This window comes from Saccharothrix deserti (assembly GCF_009769385.1).
Lineage (GTDB): Bacteria > Actinomycetota > Actinomycetes > Mycobacteriales > Pseudonocardiaceae > Actinosynnema > Actinosynnema deserti.
Genome location: NZ_VKAB01000021.1, coordinates 156,533 through 176,259 on the forward strand (window position 1 = coordinate 156,533; position 19,727 = coordinate 176,259).

Sequence of the window (19,727 nt, forward strand, 5' to 3'; positions counted from 1 at the left end):
GAGAATGCGGGATGTGGTCGTGCCGGGCGGGGTCGAACGTGCGGGTGAGCCGGTGGCGCTCGCCAGCCCGTTCGAGGTCGCCGAAGCACTCGGCCTGCCCAAACCCACCCCCGAGCAGGCCGCGGTCGTCGCCGCGCCCACCGCGCCCGCGCTCGTCGTGGCCGGCGCCGGTGCGGGCAAGACCGAGACGATGGCCGCCCGCGTGGTGTACCTGGTGGCCAACGGCTTCGTCACCCCCGACCGGGTCCTCGGCCTGACGTTCACCCGCAAGGCCGCGCGCCAGCTGTCCGACCGCGTCCGGGCCCGGCTGCGCAGGCTGGGCGGGTCGCCGTTGCTGGACCGGCTCGACCCGAGCGGTGAACGGCGTGCCGCGGTGCTGACCACCGAACCGGTGATCCTCACCTACCACGCGTACGCGGGCAGGCTCGTCGGCGAGCACGGCCTGCGGCTGCCCGTGGAGCCGGGCGTGCGGCTGCTCACCGAGACCGCGGCGTGGCAGCTCGCGCACCGCGTGGTGTCGACGTGGGCGGAGGACATCGACACCGACAAGGTGCCCGCGACCGTCACCGGCTACCTGCTCGCGCTGGCCGGTGAGCTGGGTGAGCACCTGGTCGAGCCGACCGCGTTGCGCAAGCACGCCGAGTGGCTGTGCACGATCATCGAGTCCGCGCCGAAGACGAAGCGGCAGGGTGACGGTCTGCCGCAGTCGTTGCAGGCGGTGATCAACGCCCAACGCCTGCGCGTCAACCTCCTCCCGCTGCTGGAGGCCTACCAGGCGCGCAAGCGGCGGGAAGCGGCGATGGACTTCGCCGACCAGATGTCGCTGGCCGCACGGCTCGCGTCCGAGCACCCGGAGGTCGTGCGCGGCGAACGTGAGCGCTACGGCGCGGTGCTGCTGGACGAGTACCAGGACACCGGCCACGCGCAACGCGTGCTGCTGCGTTCCCTGTTCGGGCGGGGCGAGCCGATGCCCGTGACGTCGGTGGGCGACCCGGCGCAGGCGATCTACGGCTGGCGCGGCGCGTCGGCGGCGAACCTGCCCAGGTTCGTGCACGACTTCCCGCCCGCGAAGAAGTACGGCCTGCTCACCAGCTTCCGCAACCCGCCGGAAGTGCTGGCCCTGGCCAACGCCGTCTCCGCGCCGCTGCGCGCCATGGGCCTGGACGTGGACGAACTGCGCGCCCGTGACGGCGCCGGACCGGGTGACGTGCGGGTGGCGCTGTTCAACGACGTGCGCGAAGAGCTGGACTGGCTGGCCGACACCGTCGCCGCGCAGTGGGAAGCGCACCTCGACACCAGCGACGAGCCGCCGACCGCGGCCGTGCTGGTGCGCCGCCGTTCGGACATGGCGAACATCGCGGCGGCGTTGCGTGAACGCGGCCTGCCGGTGGAGGTCGTGGGTCTGGGCGGTCTGCTCGACGAGCCGGAGGTGCGCGACCTGTCGAGCGCCCTGCGGGTCCTGGTCGACCCCCTGGCCGGCACCGCCGCCGCCCGCCTCCTCACCGGCTCCCGCTGGCGGATCGCCGCGTACGACCTGGCGGCGCTGTGGACGCGGGCGCGTGACCTGGCCGGCGCGCCCAGCCGTCAAGCCGTGGCGGACGACCCGCTCGCCGTGCTGGCCGACGCCCTACCGGGTGAACACGCCGAACAGGCCGGTCTCGCGGACGCGTTGGACGACCCCGGTGACCCGACCGCGTACTCCGCCGAGGGGTACCGCCGGATCCGCAGGCTGGGCGCCGAGCTGTCGGCGTTGCGCCGACGCCTGGACCAGCCGTTGCCCGAACTCGTCGCCGACGTCGAACGCACCCTGCTGCTGGACATCGAGGCGATGGCCCGACCGGGTGGCGTCGGTCGGGCGCACCTGGACGCGTTCGCCGACGTGGTCAACGACTTCGCCGCGGCCAGCCCGTCGGCCACCCTGCCCGCGCTGCTCGACTACCTCTACACCGCCGAACAGGCCGAGGACGGCCTCGAACCCGGTGAGGTGGAGGTCGCCGAGAACCGGGTGCAGGTGCTGACCATGCACTCGGCGAAGGGCCTGGAGTGGCACATCGTCGCCGTGCCGCACGTGGTGAAGGACGTGTTCCCGGGGCGGAAGAAGTCGTCCAGCTGGCTGCGTTCGGTGGCCGAGCTGCCCGCCGACCTGCGTGGCGACGCCGAGGACCTGCCGAAGCTCCGCATCGCGCCCGACGCCAACCGCAAGGAGGTGGAGGAGGCGCTGGTCCGGCACGAGGACGATTTCGACGCGCGGAGGCTGGTGGAGGAGCGTCGGCTGCTGTACGTCGCGCTGACCAGGTCCGAGCACAGCCTGCTGGTGTCGGGGCACTGGTGGGGCGAGACGGGCGACAAGCCCAAGGGGCCGTCGGCGTTCCTGACCGAGATCCGGGAATCGGTGCTGGCCGCCGACCACCCGCCCGCCGACATCGCCCACTGGGCGCCCAGGCCTGCCGACGACGACCCCAACCCCCTCGCGTCGCAGACGAAGACGGCCCAGTGGCCCACCGATCCGCTGGGCAAGCGCCGCGCGGCCGTGGCCGAGGGCGCGGAGCTGGTCCTGGCCGCCCTGGAACGCCACCTGGCCCAGCCGCCGACCCCCGCGACCCCTCAACCCACCGATCAAGACCTGCCCCCCGAGCCGCCGGACGACTTCCCGCCGGACCCGCTGGACTCCTTCGACCCCTCCGACCCACTGGACTCGTTGCCGTCACCGGAGCCGCCGGACGAGCCGGACTTCGAGCCACCGCCCGACCCCCTGGACGACGACCCCCGCGAGTCGAACACTCAGGTCCCGAGAGTCGAACCTCCAGGGGCCCCGAGTTCTACATTCGCGTCGCACATCGCCGACGCCGCCGAGCCGGAACCCGAGTCCGGCCACGCCGTCGTCGAGCCCGATCTCATCGAGCAGTCGGACGATCCCGAGGGCTGGGCACGGGACGTCGACGTGCTGCTGGCCGAACGCGCCGCCGCGGCCGACCGCCGTGAACGCGTCGTCCTGCCCGACCACCTGTCGGTCAGCCAACTGGTCGAACTGGCCGCCGACCCGGACCTCCTCGCCCGCCGCCTGCGCCGCCCCCTGCCGTTCCCGCCGAACCCGCTGGCCCGCCGGGGCACCGCGTTCCACACCTGGCTGGAACAGCGGTTCGGCGCGAGCCGGCTCTTCGACCTGGACGAACTCCCCGGCGCGGCCGACGAGGGCGCGGCGCCGGACGCCGACCTCACCCGCCTGCAGGAGGCGTTCCTGGCCAGCGGCTGGGCCGACCGCGTCCCGCACGACGTCGAGGTGCCGTTCGAAGCGGAGATCGACGGCCTGTCCGTGCGCGGCCGGATGGACGCCGTGTTCGCCGACGACGACGGCGGCTGGACCGTGGTCGACTGGAAGACCGGCGCCGTGCCGGACGGAGACCGGCTGCCCGCGCTGTCGGTGCAGCTCGCGGCGTACCGGTTGGCGTGGGCGGCACTGACCGGCACGCCGGTGGAGAAGGTGCGGGCGGCGTTCCACTACGTCCGCCAGGACCACACGCTGCGCCCGGCGGACCTGCTGGACGTGGACGGCCTGCGCGAGCTGATCCGCTCGATCCCGAACTAGGTGGTCACCCGCGCCTCGGCGGGCACTTCCTTCAGCACCCGGTCGTAGAGCACTTCCAGCAGCCAACGCCCGAACAGCGACGGCCCGAACTCGGTCGACCGGTCCTCCGGCGGCACCATCAGCTCGGCCGCGCCCGCGGCGTCCACCGCGACCACGCCGATGCCGTAGTAGTCCAGCTCGATCAGCGGCCACGACTGCGCGCCCTGCGGCGCGGGCAGCACGACCGAGCAGGGCGCGAGCGTCATCAACGTCCCGCACGACTGCAACGCGCGGTCCACCGTGGACTCACCCACCAGCACACCGACCAGTTCGACCGCGGGAACGGGCAGCTGGTCGTGCGCGGCCGGCTCGAACCACGAGCGGAACCACGACGGGTCCGCCTGCGGCGGCCAGCCGTTCGCGCTGCGCCACTCGTGCACATCGGCACGAACCCGCACGACAGCCGACACCTGGTGGCCCAGCACGGCGACGTCGGGAACGACGATGCCGCGCCAACCCAGCGCCGACGCGGCATGGTGGAGGAGCGGTTGCACTCGGGCATCCTAGGACTGGTTGCGGTTTCAATGACAGCCCCTCGGCCGCGCTGGGTGTCGAACCCAGTGCCGAGAGTGATCAGGAAGTTGAGCGTCCCACGCGCAAGGCCCACAGGATGAGCGGCACCTGGAGCGGCAACCGGCCGTAGGCGACGGCCTTCACCCTGGGTGACTTCGTGCGGTAGTCGTAGGCCATCTTGACGTTGGCCGGGAACACCGCGGCGAAGAACCCGGCCGCCAGTTTCCCGCCGAGGCTGCGCGTGCGCGGCACGGCGACCGCCGCGGCCAACGCCACCTCGACGGCCCCGGACAGGTAGGTCCAGGTCCGAGGCTTGCCCGGCAGCGCACGCGGCACGATCGCGTCGTACGGCTTCGGCTTCGCGAAGTGCGTGACCCCGGCCGTGCCGAGCAGCCCGGCCAGCGCGAGCGCCGACCAGGATCGGGAACGAGTGGGTTCCATAGGACCCACCCTGTCATGTCGGCCGCCGCCCGGCGCTCCCAGGGTTATCCTCCCGCACCGTGAGCGGTGATTCTGAAAATCCCGAACATGCGGAACGGGTGGCAGTCGCCGCGCTCGTCGACGACTTCCTGGTCGGTCTGCGCGAATGGCTGGCCATCCCGTCGATCGGCGGCGACCCGGCGCACCACGTCGACGTCGACGCCTCCGCGCGCTGGCTCGCCGAGACGTTGCGCGGTGACGGCTGGCCCGACGTCCGGGTCTGGGACGAAGGGCCCGCGCTGCCCGCCGTGTACGCGTGCTGGCCCGCCGCCGACCCCGACGCGCCGACCGTGCTGGTCTACGGCCACCACGACGTGCAGCCGGTCGACCCGGTGGAGCAGTGGCAACACCCGCCGTTCGAGGCGACGTTGGTCGGCGAAGAGCTGTTCGGACGGGGTGCCAGCGACGACAAGGGGCAGGTCGCGATGCACCTGCTCGGCGTCAAGGCGCACCTCGCGGCGACCGGTGCGGCACAGCCGGCGGTGACGCTCAAGTTGTTCGTCGAAGGCGAGGAGGAGTCCGGTTCGCCGCACCTGACCCGGCTCCTCGACGCGCACCGCGACGAGCTCGCGTGCGACCTGGTCGTGTTCACCGACACACCGCTGTACGGGCGCGACGCGCCGACGATCTGCACCGGCCAGCGCGGCGTGTACGGCGCGGAGGTCGTGTTCACCGGTGGCACGTCCGACGTGCACTCCGGTCGTGCGGGCGGCAGCGTCCCCAACCCGGCGACCGCCATCGCCCGACTCGTGGCCGCGCTCCACGACTCCGACGGACGCGTGCGGCTGCGCGACTTCTACACCGACGTGACGGAACCCACTGCGGCCGAACGCGCCGACTACGCCGCGTTGCCGTTCGACGAGGCGGTGTGGCTCGCGAACGCGGGCGGTGCGCAGGGCCTGGCCGGCGAGCCCGGCTGGTCGACTTTGGAACGCGTGTGGGTGCGCCCGACCGCCGAGGTCAACGGCATCCACGGCGGCTACACCGGGCCCGGCCTGAAGACCATCGTGCCCGCGCAGGCGTCGGTGAAGCTGTCGTTCCGGCTCGTGCCCGACCAGCGGCCCGAACGGGTCGCCGACGCGTTGCGCGAGTTCGTCGTCAAGCACACCCCTGCCGGGCTGCACGCCGAGGTGATCGCACGCGGTGACGGCGTGCCGCCCTATGCGGTGGATGTGTCACACCCGGCGGTGGGCGCGGTCCGTGATGCGGTGCAGGCCGCGTTCGAGCAGCCGGTGAGGTTCAGCCGAACGGGTGGCTCCGGCCCCGCGGCCCTGCTGCACGGCTGGCTCGGTGTGCCCGTTGTGTACCTCGGTGCGACGTTGCCGGATGATCGGATCCACGCGCCCAACGAGCGCGTCGTCGTGCCGCTGCTGCTCCGCGGCGCCGAGGCCGCCGCACGGCTGTGGCGGCTACTCCCGGAGAGGTTGTCATGATCCGCCACTTCCGCCCGGGTGAAACGCTGGCCGACCGGCCCGGACATTCACTCGTCGGTGTGATCAGGATGCCGGACGTGGTGCAGAGCCCGGTCCGCGCGATCCTGAAACGGGTCATCGGCGCGCTCACCGCGCTGTTCGCCGCCGTCCTGATCGTGTACCTCGACCGTGACGGTTACCGCGATGTCAACGGTGACGGACTGTCCTTGCTGGACGCCATCTACTACGCCACCGTGTCGTTGTCGACCACCGGATACGGTGACATCGCCCCGGCCAGCTCCTCGGCCCGGCTGGTCAACGTCCTGGTGATCACCCCGTTGCGGGTGCTGTTCCTCATCGTCCTGGTCGGTACGACCCTCGAAGTGCTCACCGAGCGTTCGCGACAGGCGCTGCGCATCCAAAAGTGGAGGACCAAGGTGCGGGACCACGTGGTCGTCATCGGGTACGGCACGAAAGGCCGGTCCGCCGTCAGTGCCCTGATGGGCGACGGTGTGGAAGCGGGCTCGATCGTCGTGGTCGACACCGCCCAGGACTCCCTCGACGCGGCGTCGGCCATCGGCCTGGTCACCGTGCACGGTTCGGGAACGAGCAACGACGTCCTCCGCGTAGCAGGCGTTCCCCGTGCGCGGGCGGTGGTCGTAGCGGCGAACCGGGACGACACAGCGGTCCTGGTAACCCTCACCGCTCGCGAGTTGGCGCCGAAGGCCCAGATCGTCGCGTCGGTCCGGGAGCGCGAGAACGAGCACTTGCTGCGCCAGTCCGGCGCCGACTCGGTGGTGGTGTCCAGCGAGACCGCAGGCCGCTTGCTGGGCATGGCCACCGCCACCCCGTCCGTGGTCGACATGGTGGAGGACCTGCTGACTCCCGACGCAGGCCTCTCCATCGCGGAACGCGACGTCGAACCGTCCGAGATCGGCGGCTCACCCCGCCACCTGCCGGACATCGTGCTGGGCGTGGTGCGCGACGGCACCCTGTACCGGGTGGACGCCCCGGAGGCCGACGCCGTAGAAGCGGGCGACCGCCTCCTCTACGTCAAAAAGGTAACCCCGCCAAAGGAAGCCTGACCCACTCCCACCTCCGCCCGCGCCACACGCTCAATCCACCAACGGAATCCGCGCCTCGAACGCGGCCCCGGAAACCCTCACGCCTGCCGGCCCCGTCACGTCCGCACCGACCGCGTCCGCCGGCCCCGACAGCCCCGCCGTCTCTGCCATCGCGACGCGCGCGACGGGTGCATCCGTCGCCATGCCGGACGCGCCTGCCACGTGCGGGCCGCCGACCCCGGCTGCAGTCGGCTCGCCGCCGATCGCATCTGCTGTCGGCTCGCCGCCGATCCCGCCTGCCGTCGGCTCGCTGTCCGTCGCACTCGCCGTCGGTGCGCTGCGGTGGCCGCCGGAGGTCGCGCCGGTGGGTTTCGCGCCGCTGGGCCTGGTGGTGTCGGCGGGCTTCGTGACGGGCGGGGCGAAGTGGTTGTGGCTCTGGCCGTGGCTGCGTCGTGCCTCGGCGGGGTCGATGCACGACAGCTCCCCGCCGTGCGCCCGCACCACGCCACGGGCGATCGGCAGCCCGAGGCCCGACCCGCCGGAGCGCTCGTCCCGAGCCTCGTCGAGCCGCACCAACCGGTCGAAGATCCGTTCACGGTCCTCCGGCAGGACACCCGGCCCGTTGTCGGACACGACCAGCAGCGCGAAGCTGCCGGCCTTCGACACCCGCAGCCGCACCCGGCCCGACGGCCCGGTGGCCTGGCGAGCGTTGTCGGCAAGGTTGGCCAGCACCTGCGCCAACCGCTGCGGATCGCCCGAGACGAACGCCGACTCACCTTCGGCCGCGATGTCGAAGTCGGGCGCGAGCAACCGCGTCCGCCCCACCTCGGCCTCGGCCAACGCCAGCAGGTCCACCCGTTCCCGGTACAGCTCGAGTCCCGCCTCGATCCTCGCCAACGCCAGCAGGTCGTCCACCAGCCGCCCGGCCCGTCGCGACTCCCGCACCAGCAGCAGGTTCAACCGCTCCCGCTCCTCGGCACTGGCGGTCTGCATCAAGGCCTCGGCGACCGCCTGCACACCCGCGATGGGCGTCCGCAGCTCGTGCGCCGCGTCGGCCACGAACCGTTTCGTCCGCTCCTCTGATCCCTCCAACGAGTCCAACATGTCGTCGAACGCGGCCGCCGTCCGACCGAGTTCGTTGTCCGCCTGCGACGGGTTGAGCCGGTATCCCCGGTGACCTCGGGCGATCGAACGGGCCAGCGTGGTCATCGTGTCCAGAGGCGCCAAGGCCCGCCGGACCACCCACACCATCGCCACCGCCGTCACCGCCAACGCACCGATGCCGACCAGCAGCAACAACCGCCGCAACCGCGCCTGCGCGGCCGTGATCACCGACGACTCGGCGTACACCGTGATCTTCGACCCGTCGACCAATTCCCGACTGACCTCGTTCGCCACCTCCTCATCCGGTGCTTTCCCGAACACCGTCCCGTCCGGCATGACCAGCCGGACCTCTACACCCCGGCCATCCAGCCGGTTCACCAGATCCGCCCCGCGCACCCGCTGCTTGACCAGCTGCTGCGCGACCCGCGACTTCTCCAGCAACGCGGTGTCGACATCCCGCTTGGACTGGGCCGCGAACAGCGCGTCCACCAACAACACGACCCCGATCAGCACCACGCCGAGCACGCCGATCGCGGAGAGCGTGACCCGTCGGCGCAGCGAGACGGTCCGCAGGCTCACGTCTCGTCCGCCCTGAGCACGTAACCGAGGCCGCGCACCGTGTGCAGCAACCGCGGACCGTGCTCCTCCAACTTCCGGCGCAGGGCGCTGACGTGCACCTCCACCAGATTCGGGTCGTAGTCCTCGTACCCCCACACCGCGGTGAGGATCTGCGTCTTGCCCACCACCCGCCCCCGCTGCGCGGCCAGGTAGCGCAGCAGACGCAGCTCGGTGGCGGTCAACTCGACCGGCACGTCGCCCCGCATCACCACCGCGGAGTCGGCGTCCACCACCAGGTCGCCGATCTGCACGGTCGACGGCGTCCGCCCCAGCCGCCGCAACACCGCACTCACCCGGGCGACCAGCTCGGCCAGCACGAACGGCTTCACCACGTAGTCGTCCGCACCCCGATCGAGCCCACGCAGCCGATCGGACACCCCGTCCCGGGCGGTCAACATCACCACCCCGGCCCCACTGGTCCGCCGGATGACCTCCAGGAGCATGAAGCCGTCCCGACCCGGCAGCATCACGTCGAGCACCACCAGATCCGGGCGGAACCGGGCCAACTCGCCTTCCAGATCACGGCCGTCCGGGCGTACCTGCACCTGGTAACCCGCATCCCGCAGGGCGGAGCTCACCGCGGCGCCAATCGCCTCCGCGTCCTCGATCACCAGCACCCTGGCAGCAGTCGACACCTCCTCATTCTGCGTCCCGGCGTGCGTCACGGAGGTGAGGCCGCGACAAGCGTGAACAAATCCCAACCATGGCCGGACATGCCCTCCTCACAGCCCGCGAGCAGCCGCTGACATCCCGCCGGCGTCCAGCCCGCGTCGCCATGCTCGTCACGGGTGGCGCGGCCGCGACGAGCCTGAACAACCGTGCCGCTGAACAACCGTGCCGCTGAACAGCGGCACCGCCCGGCACTGGTGGCATCGCGGCCCTTCGGCGCCCCGGTGCGGGCGGACGGCGCGTCGAAGGTCGGGCGATGCGGCGGGCACTGCGTTCCTGGGCGGGTGTGATGGGTGGCTGGGCTGGTGCGTGGCCAGGTGGATGCGTGGCCAGGTGGGTGCGGGTCGAGGACGGCAAGGCGCTCACGGTGGCCGTGCCCTGGGCGCGCGATCGAGGCACGGTGACCGCGCTGGGCGGAGACCGGGCCACCGGGGTCGCGACCGACGGCTCCACTCGCGCCCTGGATCTCTAAGCCGTGGCGGACAAGCCCAAGGTCGGAGATCTCGTCGCCGTGCGCGGTACGGCATCCGGCGATGTGCTCGCGGTCGAACGGTTTCGGTGGGTTTCGCGGTGAGGTTCATGGGGACTAGTTTCGAACACGAGTTCGAGGGTGTGCAAGATCACGATCAGGTGATGTTTGGCGGTGGAGAACACCCATCGGCCCCCACGACAACCAACCACTCCGTCTGCGACCATCCACGATGTGGCGGTTCCGCGAAGCCCGGTCAGATGGGCGCTGGTCCTGCTGGTCGTGGGGCCGGTAGGCGTCGCGGCAGCGGTCGCGTTGTGGTGGCCGCGCACATCAACCGAGGTCGAACGGGTCGCCGCCACCGTCGTCGCCCCCGCCTCCTGCGGCGGTGCGGAAGCCTACGACCGGGTCGAACTGAAGATCGGTGACGAGACCCACACCGCGAAACTCGACGGCTGCGGCCATCAGCAGAACGAGGTGGTGGAAGTCGTCGTCCCCGCCGACACCAGCGGCGAGTTCATCGTCCAAGACGCCGCCAGCACCCCCGTCGGCATGCCGTTCGACGCCAGGCTGACCACGATGCTGATGTGCCTGAGCGGCCTCGCCGGCGGTCTCTACGCCTACCTGCTGACCAGGCGCGCTCAGCCGACGGCGTCCGCCGGAGCCGCATAGGTGTTGCACGACGACGTGACGCCCGCCGTGAACCCCTGCGACGCCCACTCCGCCTGGTTGACCGGGCTGCCGTGCGAGTTCTTGTCCTGCGGCTCCTCCACGGCGTACTGGAAGTCGTCCGCCGCCTCCTGAGCCAACCCGGTCCCGATCGATTCGGACGCCGCCACCAGGAACATCCCGGCGAAGCAGTTGGCCTGCAGCTCGATCCGCCGCGACATCTCCAGCCCCGCCGGCGACTCCTCGCCCGCGGCCACGATCTTGCTGTCCGCCGCCCGCAGCATCCCCGTCAACGCCTGCACGTGGTGCCCGTACTCGTGCGCCAACGTCGCCAGGTGCGACCCCGCGCGCTCACCACCACCGTTGTCACGCAGCCGCCGCGTCGGCATGTAGATGGTCCTGTTGCGCCCGCAGTAGTACGCGACCGCCTCACTCTCCGCGGGCGCCGAACCGCACGGGCCCTCGGCCAGGTCCGGCGACGTGTCCAGCGCGGGCGGGTCGAACGGCAGGTTCGCCTGCTCCAGCACCGGCTGCCACGCGTTGTTCAGGCACGCCACCCCGGCCTCGTAGTACGCCGACAGCTCCGAATCCGACACCCCGAACCCCGGCAACGGGCACGCCACCGCGGGCAGCCGCGCGGGCGTCGTGAGCAGCGGGTGGTCGGCCAGCCGGTGCACCGCGCGCGGCCTGGGCGGCTCGGTCTCCGCGGGCTGGATGACGGGCGCGCCGGACACCGCCACCGCCCGGCCGCTGATCCGCTGGGACGTTTCGAGTTGCGTGATGCCCCCGAGACCCAGCACGCACAACACGATCATCGAGAACACGCCGATGAGGACGATCGGGTTGTTCTTGGGCTCCCCGGGCGTGTGCACGGTCCTCCAGTCGGGTCAGCTGACGTCCGCCGCGCTCGCCACCCAAGTGTTGCACGCGCTCGTCACGTTGTTCTTGAAGCCGTGGTCCACCCACGCGGCGTTCCGCTCGGGCGCGCCGTGGTCCCGGTTGGGGTAGATCGGGTAGTCACCGCGGTTTCCCGCGTCCGTCAACGCCACCGAGATCACGTCGGCGGGAATCGCGCCGTGCGACAGGGGCGCCAGCGTCATCCCGCCGAAGCACGTCGCCTGGAGCTCCTTGCGCCGGTTGAGGTCGAGGCCTTCCGGGGTGTCCCAGCCGCCCTTCTCGTACTGCGCCTGGCCGGACGCCCGCAGGATGCCGGACAGCCACTGGATGTGGTGGCCGTACTCGTGCGCGAGCTGCCCCAGGTACTTGCCGGGGTGGTTCGGGTTCGCCGCGCCCTGCTCGTTGGCGTAGTGGTTCGGCGTCCAGTAGATCGTGCCGTCGCAGTACATGGCGGTGCGGTCCGGGCCCATGGAGCCGCACGTGTTGGTGATCTGAGAGGTCACCATGACCAGCTCGACCGGCTGGTAGGGCAGGTTCGCGCGCTCGAACGACGGCTTCCACATCGCCTCGATGCACGGCAGCGCGGCCCTCAGGAACTGGTCCTGACCGGCGGGCGAGTAGTCCATGGACGGCAGCGGGCAGCCATCGATGTTGAACGCGCCCAGGCCCGCCGCGTGGATCGGGTTGTCGCCCAGGGCGATGACGGCCTTCGGGCCGGACTTCGGCGTGCTGGTCGACGTGGACCGCGTGCTGCTCTCGGTCGTGGTCGTCGTCGTGGTGGTGGTCTCCGTCGTCGGTTCCGGCGTGTACGTGTAGCTCGCGTACCCGGCGTTGCCCGAATCGCTCGCCTCCTTGGAACCGCTGGTCGCGGCCACGATGCCGATCGTGACGACACCGAGCACGAGGAAGCCGACCAGCAGCACCGCCACCAGCGGGCCCTTGCTCTTCTTGTGCGGCAGCGGCGGGTACGGCATCGGCGCCGGACCCCAGCCCGGAGGCGATCCGGGCGGCGGACCCCAGTTCGCGGGCGGCGGCTGCGGCGCGCCCACAGGCGGGGGCGCGGCCATCGGGGGCGGCATCACGGGGGCCTGCTGCGGCCACGACTGCCGAGGTTGCGGACCGGTCGGCGGGGCCTGCGCCGGCGGCGGCTGCTGCGCCGGCCACTGGCGGGTCGGCTGGGGCTGCTGGGGTTGTCGGGGGTTCAGCGGGGCGGGCATCGGCGGCGGTCCGACCGGTCGTGGTGGCGGCCAGCCACCCGGCGGCGGTGGTTGCGTCATCGCTGGTGGTCCCCCATATCGCGGATGCCCGAATCAGCACAAGAGCTTAGGCGAACTCCGCTATCCTCCGCGGCCGTGTTGAAAAACTGGGGAGCGGCGGCCATCTGCGCGGTCGCGCTGTGCGCGGGTGCCGGCACAGCGTTGGCGCAGCCGAGCGGCACAGCCGGTCTGCCCGGAACGGTCGGCGCCGACGTGCGGCTCAAACTGGAGCGCGACGGCAGGCTGACCGTGACCGAGGTGGTCACCGTCCCCGAGGGCAGGACGGCCACGAGGGTCGTTCCGCTGCGCGTCTCCGTCGGCGCCGACCGCGACCGGGTGTTCCAGGTCAGCGACGTGGCCGTGGAGGGCAAGGGCACGGCTTCGGCATCGGCCGACGAGCTGACGATCGCGCTGCAGGCGGGCACGTCCACGGTCAAGTACGCCGTGGTGGGCACCGTCGCGAAGATCGGTGACACCCTGGAGGTGCGCTGGCAGCCCGCGAGCGGCTGGGACACCGCGCTCGACTCGGTGAAGGTCTCCGTGATCACGCCGGACGCGCCCAGGTCGGTGAACTGCCTGGCCGGCGAGCCGGGCACGGCCAAGCCGTGCACCAGCGCGGAGCTGGGCGACGGCCGCGGCGTGCGGGCGACCGAGATCAGCCTGGCCGCCGGTGAGCGGATCGACGTGGCGGTCGGGCTGCAGGAGGGCGCCGCGCCGGCCAACGCGCTGGTCGAGGAGACCTCCGGGCTGGCGGCGGCGTTCGCGCTGACCCCCGCGACCGGCGCCGGACTCGGTGGGCTGGTCCTGCTGCTGCTCGGCGGCGGGTTGTCGTTGTGGTACCTCCGCGGACGTGACGCGCGGGCGTTGGCCGGTGACGTCGGGCCGGTGAACGTGCTGGTCACCGACGGTTCCGGGCGGATGGCGTTCGCCTCGCCGGACGGGGTGCTGCCCGGTCAGGTCGGGACCGTGGTGGACGAGCACGTGGACGTGGTCGACGTGACCGCGACGATCGTGGACCTCGCGGTGCGCAACTACGTGTGGATCGAGGAGGTCGACGGGCACGACTGGCGGTTCGTGCGGCGCAACCCGGCCGACCCTTCGCTGTCCGGGTACGAGCGCGCGGTGTACGACGCCTTGTTGCCCGACGGAGTGGACGCGGTGCTGTTGTCCGAGCTCAGGGGCAGGCGGATCGACCTGTCTCGCGTGCGGGACGAGTTGTACGCCGACGTGGTGGCCAAGAACTGGTTCGCCCGGCGGCCGGACGCCGAGCGCAGCCTGTGGTGGTGGGCCGGGGGCGCGCTGGGGCTGGTCGGTGTGGTGCTGACGGTGGTGTTGGCGCTGGTCGGCGGGGCGGCGTTGTTCGGATTGGCGGTCGTGGTGGCCGGTGTGGCGCTGGCCGTGGGCGCGCGTTCCATGCCCGCTCGGACCAAGCGCGGCAGTGCCTTGTTGGAGCACGTGCGGGGGTTGCGCGGGTATCTGCACACGGCGACGCCCCAGGACATCCCTGATTCCGATCGGGAGATGGTGTTCTCGCGGTCGCTGCCCTACGCGGTCGTGCTGGGGGAGACGGAGCGGTGGCTGGCGACGTTCGCCGGCACGCGGCCGGGGCTGTACTGGTTCGGCGAGGCCGAGGAGGGCGGAGAGAGCGGGGACCTGCGGCGGTTCGCGCAGCGGTTCCCGGCGTTCCTCGGTGCGCTGGACGGTGTGCTGGCACAGGCCGGCCACCTGCGGTCGCTGCGGGGCTGACCCGCTTTTCACTCGAAAGTGATCTTGCCATCCATCGAACGCCAGTTCGACAACTGAGCCGTCCCCAGAACGCAAGCCCGCGGGCGGCAGGCGAGGGTTCCGAGGACGTAGGCCGAAACCACCCCGGTGTCCACACGCGCCGGCTCCACCGGGTGGGTGGTCTGTTGAGACGGGCAGTGGTCCGGGCCGGGCACGGCGTGTTCCCGGTACCGGATCGACCGTCGACGCGCTGGTCGGCCGGTCCGAACCCGGTCGGTTCGCGTTGGGCGTAGCAGGGGGTCGTCGCGGGTGGGCGACCATCGAGCCCGGTGGTGGTGTGAACCCGTAGGCTGCGTTCATGGCGCTACCCGAACTGCACAGGTTCACGCTTCCCAACGGTCTGCGGGTGGTGCTCGCACCCGACCGCAGCGCCCCGGTCGTCGGGGTGAGCGTGCACTACGACGTGGGCTTCCGCTCCGAGCCCGAGGGGCGGACGGGGTTCGCTCACCTCTTCGAGCACCTCATGTTCCAGGGCAGCGAGAGCCTGGAGAAGCTGGCCCACTTCCGGCACGTGCAGTCCTCGGGCGGCACGTTCAACGGGTCCACGCACCCCGACTACACCGACTACTACCAGGTGCTGCCGTCGGCGGCCCTGGAGCGGGCTCTGTTCCTCGAGGCGGACCGCATGCGGGCGCCCAAGATCACCGAAGAGAACCTGCGCAACCAGATCGACGTGGTGAAGGAGGAGATTCGACTCAACGTGCTGAACCGGCCGTACGGGGGGTTCCCGTGGATCCTCCTGCCACCGGTCCTGTTCCAGACCTTCCCGAACGCGCACAACGGCTACGGCGACTTCACCGACCTGGAGAACGCCACCGTGGACGACTGCGCCGCGTTCTTCGACACCTACTACGCGCCGGGCAACGCCGTGCTGACGGTGGCGGGCGACTTCGACCCCGAAGGGGCGAAGGCACTCGTCGAGAAGCACTTCGGTGACGTGCCCGCCCGTCCGGTGCCGCCCCGGCCGTCGTTCGCCGAGGCAGCGCCGAAGGGCGAGCTGCGCGCCGAGCACACCGACAAGCACGCGCCGATGCCCGCCATCGCCCTGGGCTACCGCATCCCGGACCCGGTGACCGAGGTGGAGGGCTACCTCACCTACCTGGTGCTGGCCGGTGTGCTGACCGACGGCGACGGGTCGCGGCTCCAGCAGCGGCTGGTGCACCGCGACGCGATCGTGGTGGACGTCGGCGCCGGGTGCGGTCTGTTCGGGCCGTTGGAGGCGCGCGACCCCGACACGTTCAGCATCACCGCGATCCACCCGCCGGAGGTCACCTCCGAGGACGTCATCGCGGCGGTGGACGAGGAGCTGCTGAAGTTGGCCGAGGAAGGGCCGACGGAGCAGGAACTGGCGAAGGTCACCGCCCGCTGGGTGTCCACCATGCACCGCGAGCACGACCGGCTGACCAGCCGGACGCTGGGTCTCGGGTCGGCCGAGCTGCTGTTCGGGCGGGCCGAGCTGCTCTACGACCTGCCGGAGAAGCTGTCCCGCATCACCACCGACGAGGTCGCCGCGGCGGCCAAGGCGCTGCGGCCGGACTCGCGCGCCGTCCTGATCCTCAACCCTGCTGACACCGCTGTTGACGGAGGTACCGAGTGAGCGCCCCGACCAAGCACCGCAGTGCCGAGGAGATCGGCCGCACGGCGCTCGGGCCTCGCCCGTTCCCCGAGCTGGGCGAGCAGCGGGCGGCCGCGGACCTGGACACCGTCGACACGACGCTGGCCAACGGCCTGCGCGTGATCGCGGTGCGCCGGTCGTCGGTGCCGCTGGTGGAAGTGCGGCTGCGGATCCCGTTCGGCGACCCGGCGTCGACCAGCGTCGGCTCGACGCACTCGGCGCGCGCCGAGGTGCTGGCGAACACCGTGCTCACCGGCACGTCGACCCGCAGCCGGGTCGACGTGGACACCGAGCTGGCGCTCGTCGGCGGCGAGCTGGACGCGGTGGTCGACCCGGAGCGGCTGGCGTTCTCCGGCAACGCGCTGGTGTCCGGTTTCGGCACCGTGCTGGACGTGCTGCGCGACGTGCTCACCGGCGCGACCTACCCGGTCGAGGAGGTCGAGCGGGAGCGGGCGCGGCTGGTGGAGCGGATCCGGCTGGCGCGGTCGCAGCCGAACGTGATCGCGCGGGAGGCGCTGCAGCGCCACCTGTACGGCGACCACCCGTTCGCCAAGGAGATGCCCGAGGCGGACGAGGTCGCGGCGGTGACGCGGGACGACGTGCTCGCGCTGCACTCGTCGGCCGTGCTGCCGCGCGGGTCGGTGCTGGTCGTCGTGGGCGACGTGGAGCCGGACGCGGCGGTGCGCGCGGTCGAGGGCGCGCTGGGCGGCTGGACCGGTGACGGCACCGCGGTCACGTTGTCGCCGCTGCCGGTCGTGCAGGGCGGCGACGTGCTGCTGGTGCACCGGCCCGGCGCCGTGCAGTCGCAGATCCGGCTCGCCGGGCGCGGCTTGGAGCGCACCGACGAGCGGTACCCGGCGTTGCAGCTGGCGAACCTGGTGTTCGGCGGGTTCTTCTCCTCCCGGCTGGTGGAGAACATCCGCGAGGACAAGGGCTACACCTACAGCGCCCGGTCGCACCCGGAGTTCACGCCGGGTGGGGCGACGCTGCTGGTGGACGCCGACACGGCGAGCGAGGTGACCGCGGCGGCGCTGCTGGAGACCCGGTACGAGCTGGGTCGGCTGGGCCTGGTGCCGCCGTCGGACTCCGAGGTCGACACCGCGCGCCGGTACGCGATCGGGTCGCTGCTGACCGCGACCTCGTCGCAGGGCGGGTTGGCGTCGTTCCTGGTGAACCTCGCCGGCCTGGGGTTGGGCGTGGAGTGGTTCCTCGGGCACCCGGAACGGCTGGCGCAGGTCACCGTCGAGCAGGTCACCGAGGTGGCGCTGGAGTTCTTCGCGCCGAGTTCGTTCACCGGCGTGCTGGTGGGCGACGCGGAACTGCTGGCCCCGCAGCTGCGGGCGCTGGGCGGTGTGACCCTGCCGTGAGCTTCGAGCTGGTGGAACTGCCGGCCCTGTCGAGGTTCACCGTGGACCGCCGGGAGCCGTTGCGCGGCGACGCGCAGCGCATCGCGCAGTTGTGGCCGAAGGCGCGTGTCCTCACGGTGGACGCGCACGGTCGGACGTTGGTGGCCGACCAGGCATCGCGCCTGGTCGACCGCCCCGCCACCGAGTTCGGTGACGGTCCGCCGGACACCGCCGTGCTGCTCGGCGAGCAGGACGGCGTGGCGTACTGGGCGGTTCCGCTGACCGAGGACGAGACGGACGTCTCGGCGCCCACCGGTCGGGCCTGGTTCAACCCGGAGCTGACGGACGAGCCGCAGTGGCTCGACCTGCGGGCGTGCGGCGCGTTGCTGGACGACACCGGCGCGGGCCTGTTCACGTCGGCGGTGTCGTTGTTCCACTGGCACCGGTCGGCGAGGTTCTGCGCGGCGTGCGGCGGGCCGACGGAGTCGGTCAAGGCGGGTTGGACGCGGGTCTGCGCGCAGTGCGGACGCGAGGAGTACCCGCGCACCGACGCGGCGGTGATCTGCCTGGTCCACGACGGCGCGGACCAGGTGCTGCTCGCCCGCGGCGAGGGGTGGCCCGAGGGGCGTTACTCGGTGCTGGCCGGGTTCGTCGAGGCCGGCGAGTCGCTGGAGGCGTGCGTGGCGCGGGAGATCGTGGAGGAGGTCGGCGTCGAGGTCAGCGGTATCCGCTACCTCGGGAGCCAGCCGTGGCCGTTCCCGCGGTCGTTGATGGTGGGGTTCGAGGCGGTGGCCGACCCGACCGACCCGTTGCGGCTCGCGGACGGTGAGATCGCCCAGGCCAGGTGGGTCAGTCGGGCCGACGTGCGGCGGGCGCTCGCCGAGCCGGGCAGCGTGCCGGACCTGCTGCTCGCGCCGGGGGCGTCCATCGCCTACCGGATGATCCAGTCGTGGGCCGCCGTCGGCTGACCCGGCTGGTCAGGCGGGTTGTGCCTGGAGCAGTTCCGGCCAGGCCAACCCGCGCACGAAGTCCGCGTAGCGGTGCCAGGTGATCTCCGGCAGTTCGGCGTGCAGCCGGGGTAGGTCGATGTCGGTGCCCACCTCGGTGAAGTAGCCGAACATCGCGGCCAGGTCCGCCGAGTAGCGCGCCACCACGTCCAACGGCGGGCAGTGGTGGCGGATCGGGTGGCCGATGGCGGCCGTCAGCGCTTCGGCCATGGCCGCCGGGGTGAGGGTTTCACCGGCCAGGTCGAGGCGCCTGCCCGCGAAGCGGTCGGGTTGTTCCAGTGCCAGGGCCGCGACGTCGGCGATGTCGCGCACGGCGACCAGGTGCAGTTCGCGGTCGGACGGCAGGGGCAGGTGGAACGTGCCCTCGCGGAGGCCGTTCAGCGTCCAGTCGCCGAACTTGTCGTCGATGAACGCCGCCGGTCCGAGAACCGTCCACCGCGGACCGGCGGTGACCAGGTGTTCCTCGATGCGCTGCTTGCTGTCGAAGTGCGGGATGCCCGTGCCGCGGTCGGCGTTGGACGCCGAGGTGAACACGATGTGCTCCACGTCCCGGGCGGCGTCGATCAGAGCGATGCCGTGGCGGGTCTCGGCGTCTGTGTCGGTGCCGAACGGTGTGGTGACGGCGAAGACCGAGCGGACGCCGTGCAGCGCCGTGCGCAGTGAGGTCGGGTCCTCGAAGTCGCCGTGCGCGATGTCCGCTCCCAGGCGCTGGAGTTCTTGTGCGGCAGGGCTTTGCGGGTTGCGGGTGAGGGCATGGAACAGCGGATCGAGGCCGTGGCCGGGTGTTCACTGCTCGAACACGAGGCCCTGTACCGGATCGACATGAACGGGCGCCTGCTGATGTCCGAGTTGTCGGACCTGCTCGCGGTCAGCCCCAGCGGTGTCACACGATTGATCGAACGGCTGGTCCGGCGCGGCTGGGTCGCGCGTGAGCAGCCGCCGGAGAACCGCCGGGTCGTGTACGCGGTGCTGACCGACGACGGGCGGCGGGTGTTGGCCGCCACGAGCGCCCCCGCGTACCGCGAGTCGGTGGCCGAGGAGTTCGCCGCGCCGCTGAGTGACCGCGATGTCACGGATCTGAAGCGCATCGGGCGGAAACTGTTGGAGGCGCACGGCAAATGGGACACCAAGCGGTTCGCGACCGACTAACGTCGGCAGTCCGACCCGCCCGTGTGGCGGCCGTGGTCCTACTCGCCCG

Annotated in this window: 17 protein-coding genes; 10 read left to right on the forward strand and 7 right to left on the reverse strand. The window is 71.9% G+C overall.

Annotation, left to right across the window (positions count from 1 at the left end):
* Positions 1-4 precede the first annotated feature (4 nt).
* The gene (locus FM051_RS30280; protein ID WP_158849300.1) at positions 5-3,586 is read left to right on the forward strand and encodes an ATP-dependent helicase; all 3,582 of its coding nucleotides are present in this window, start codon (positions 5-7) and stop codon (positions 3,584-3,586) included.
* On the opposite strand, the gene FM051_RS30285 is transcribed toward FM051_RS30280, so the two are convergent.
* Together FM051_RS30285 and FM051_RS30290 are read right to left on the reverse strand one after the other, a co-directional pair.
* Positions 3,583-4,119, reverse strand: a complete 537-nt coding sequence (locus FM051_RS30285; protein ID WP_158849302.1) for a hypothetical protein — start codon at positions 4,117-4,119, stop codon at positions 3,583-3,585. The genes FM051_RS30280 and FM051_RS30285 overlap by 4 nt on opposite strands.
* Positions 4,120-4,198: 79 nt before the next feature.
* The gene (locus FM051_RS30290; RefSeq protein ID WP_158849304.1) at positions 4,199-4,579 is read right to left on the reverse strand and encodes a DoxX family protein; all 381 of its coding nucleotides are present in this window, start codon (positions 4,577-4,579) and stop codon (positions 4,199-4,201) included.
* Positions 4,580-4,638: 59 nt separating this feature from the next.
* Between FM051_RS30290 and FM051_RS30295 the strand changes: the two genes are divergently transcribed.
* Together FM051_RS30295 and FM051_RS30300 are read left to right on the forward strand one after the other, a co-directional pair.
* Entirely contained in the window at positions 4,639-6,051 is a 1,413-nt protein-coding gene (locus FM051_RS30295) for a M20/M25/M40 family metallo-hydrolase (protein WP_158849305.1), read from the forward strand.
* Entirely contained in the window at positions 6,048-7,115 is a 1,068-nt protein-coding gene (locus FM051_RS30300; RefSeq protein ID WP_158849307.1) for a potassium channel family protein, read from the forward strand. Before FM051_RS30295 ends, FM051_RS30300 begins: the two co-directional genes overlap by 4 nt.
* 30 nt (positions 7,116-7,145) lie before the next feature.
* Here FM051_RS30300 and FM051_RS30305 read toward each other — a convergent pair whose 3' ends face one another.
* Positions 7,146-8,777, reverse strand: coding sequence for a sensor histidine kinase (locus FM051_RS30305; RefSeq protein WP_238412748.1), 1,632 nt, complete (start codon positions 8,775-8,777; stop codon positions 7,146-7,148).
* The gene (locus FM051_RS30310) at positions 8,774-9,451 is read right to left on the reverse strand and encodes a response regulator transcription factor (protein ID WP_158849309.1); all 678 of its coding nucleotides are present in this window, start codon (positions 9,449-9,451) and stop codon (positions 8,774-8,776) included. Before FM051_RS30310 ends, FM051_RS30305 begins: the two co-directional genes overlap by 4 nt.
* 359 nt (positions 9,452-9,810) lie before the next feature.
* Between FM051_RS30310 and FM051_RS30315 the strand changes: the two genes are divergently transcribed.
* Entirely contained in the window at positions 9,811-9,957 is a 147-nt protein-coding gene (locus FM051_RS30315; RefSeq protein ID WP_158849311.1) for a hypothetical protein, read from the forward strand.
* Positions 9,958-10,188: 231 nt separating this feature from the next.
* Positions 10,189-10,626 carry a hypothetical protein gene (locus FM051_RS30320; RefSeq protein WP_158849313.1) on the forward strand — a complete coding sequence of 146 codons (438 nt, stop codon included), beginning with the start codon at positions 10,189-10,191 and terminating at the stop codon, positions 10,624-10,626.
* On the opposite strand, the gene FM051_RS30325 is transcribed toward FM051_RS30320, so the two are convergent.
* Together FM051_RS30325 and FM051_RS30330 are read right to left on the reverse strand one after the other, a co-directional pair.
* Positions 10,596-11,495: a neutral zinc metallopeptidase gene (locus FM051_RS30325; protein WP_158849315.1), complete on the reverse strand. Its 900-nt coding sequence runs from the start codon at positions 11,493-11,495 to the stop codon at positions 10,596-10,598. The genes FM051_RS30320 and FM051_RS30325 overlap by 31 nt on opposite strands.
* A 15-nt stretch (positions 11,496-11,510) precedes the next feature.
* Positions 11,511-12,797 (reverse strand): neutral zinc metallopeptidase, encoded by a 1,287-nt coding sequence (locus FM051_RS30330; RefSeq protein ID WP_238412749.1) that lies wholly within the window; start codon positions 12,795-12,797, stop codon positions 11,511-11,513.
* 75 nt (positions 12,798-12,872) lie between these two features.
* Here FM051_RS30330 and FM051_RS30335 point away from each other — a divergent pair, with 75 nt between their 5' ends.
* The 4 genes from FM051_RS30335 to nudC all read left to right on the forward strand — a co-directional run bounded on the left by FM051_RS30335 (position 12,873) and on the right by nudC (position 18,490).
* Entirely contained in the window at positions 12,873-14,522 is a 1,650-nt protein-coding gene (locus tag FM051_RS30335) for a DUF2207 domain-containing protein (RefSeq protein ID WP_158849317.1), read from the forward strand.
* Positions 14,523-14,859: 337 nt separating this feature from the next.
* On the forward strand, positions 14,860-16,158 hold the full coding sequence (locus tag FM051_RS30340; RefSeq protein WP_158849319.1) for a M16 family metallopeptidase: 1,299 nt from the start codon (positions 14,860-14,862) through the stop codon (positions 16,156-16,158).
* Positions 16,155-17,543: a M16 family metallopeptidase gene (locus FM051_RS30345; RefSeq protein ID WP_158849321.1), complete on the forward strand. Its 1,389-nt coding sequence runs from the start codon at positions 16,155-16,157 to the stop codon at positions 17,541-17,543. The genes FM051_RS30340 and FM051_RS30345 overlap by 4 nt, the downstream gene beginning before the upstream one ends.
* A complete protein-coding gene (gene nudC / locus FM051_RS30350; RefSeq protein ID WP_158849323.1) occupies positions 17,540-18,490 on the forward strand; it encodes an NAD(+) diphosphatase in 951 nt (316 codons plus the stop codon). The genes FM051_RS30345 and nudC overlap by 4 nt, the downstream gene beginning before the upstream one ends.
* A 9-nt stretch (positions 18,491-18,499) precedes the next feature.
* Here nudC and FM051_RS30355 read toward each other — a convergent pair whose 3' ends face one another.
* Entirely contained in the window at positions 18,500-19,291 is a 792-nt protein-coding gene (locus FM051_RS30355; protein ID WP_158849429.1) for an NmrA family NAD(P)-binding protein, read from the reverse strand.
* Between FM051_RS30355 and FM051_RS30360 the strand changes: the two genes are divergently transcribed.
* On the forward strand, positions 19,283-19,678 hold the full coding sequence (locus FM051_RS30360; RefSeq protein WP_158849325.1) for a MarR family winged helix-turn-helix transcriptional regulator: 396 nt from the start codon (positions 19,283-19,285) through the stop codon (positions 19,676-19,678). The two genes, FM051_RS30355 and FM051_RS30360, sit on opposite strands and share 9 nt — an antisense overlap.
* Positions 19,679-19,727: the final 49 nt, after the last annotated feature.

Coding starts and splice junctions, on each gene's coding strand:
- FM051_RS30280 (WP_158849300.1), top strand. CDS start 5: ATGCGGGATGTGGTCGTGCCGGGCGGGGTCGAACGTGCGGGTGAGCCG.
- FM051_RS30290 (WP_158849304.1), bottom strand. CDS start 4,579: ATGGAACCCACTCGTTCCCGATCCTGGTCGGCGCTCGCGCTGGCCGGG.
- FM051_RS30300 (WP_158849307.1), top strand. CDS start 6,048: ATGATCCGCCACTTCCGCCCGGGTGAAACGCTGGCCGACCGGCCCGGA.
- FM051_RS30330 (WP_238412749.1), bottom strand. CDS start 12,797: ATGACGCAACCACCGCCGCCGGGTGGCTGGCCGCCACCACGACCGGTC.
- FM051_RS30340 (WP_158849319.1), top strand. CDS start 14,860: ATGGCGCTACCCGAACTGCACAGGTTCACGCTTCCCAACGGTCTGCGG.
- FM051_RS30360 (WP_158849325.1), top strand. CDS start 19,283: ATGGAACAGCGGATCGAGGCCGTGGCCGGGTGTTCACTGCTCGAACAC.